Here is a 721-nt window from a genome sequence, read left to right as displayed (position 1 = left end):
CATGAACCGGACCCAAATGAAAGAGGAGTTCACGATGCCCGACCCTGAGCCTAAATCCTGCACATCTCGCCTTGCGTTCTCGCAGAACGCGGGCCACTTCGCCTGACATCAGTCCGCATACGTTCCTCCCACACGCTCGGGCATATTGCCCCGCGTGTAGCGAAACGAAGGCACGCCTGATCGATGGCGCCACGTTTGAAGCATCTGGAGGAATCATCATGCACTTCGCTCTGCTCGTTTCGCAGCTCCCGCACGTCGAAGAAGCTCGCACGCATTACAACGGCATGCTCGCGCTCGATGGCCGTTCGAACGCATCGTACGGCATAGTCGCTGCCATCTGGACGGCGCTCAAACAGCTCGCTCGCTGACACGGCCCGGCGTGGCCGACTGTGTGCCGACTGCATCCATACCGGCAGGCGGCAGGACAGTGCCACGCCTCGATCATCGATTTCCAGCAGCACTGCTAAGGAATAACCAGAAATGTCCACCACTCCTGCTAACATCACACAACGTCGGAGTGCCGTGCTCGACGACGCGCACGTGGGCGATATCAAAGGCGCCCTCGGCACGATCGCCCGCCACGACACCGCTCCGCGCAGCAACTGGATGGCGCGCCTGCGCACACTGCTCGCCATCCTCGGCCCCGGCCTCATCGTCATGGTCGGCGATAACGACGCCGGCGCCTTCGGCACTTATACGCAGGCGGGGCAGAACTACGGCA

The 721-nt window shown here is 61.9% G+C and carries 1 protein-coding gene and 1 pseudogene; both read left to right on the top strand.

What is annotated here, in order from left to right; all coding sequences use genetic code 11:
- The first annotated feature begins 218 nt into the window (after positions 1–218).
- On the top strand, positions 219–368 hold the full coding sequence (locus ACOJB8_RS41165) for a hypothetical protein (RefSeq protein ID WP_475017994.1): 150 nt from the start codon (positions 219–221) through the stop codon (positions 366–368).
- Between the two features lie 112 nt (positions 369–480).
- Positions 481–721 (top strand): annotated as a pseudogene (locus ACOJB8_RS41160) (manganese transporter); the annotation flags it as partial.

It is taken from the genome of Paraburkholderia sp. BR10141 (assembly GCF_056155635.1).
Note: the sequence above shows the minus strand (reverse complement) of the source record. Positions and strands in the feature narration are given on the sequence as shown.

Bases quoted from the DNA above. Each gene is read 5' to 3' on its own strand.
- ACOJB8_RS41165 (WP_475017994.1), top strand. From the start codon at position 219: ATGCACTTCGCTCTGCTCGTTTCGCAGCTCCCGCACGTCGAAGAAGCT.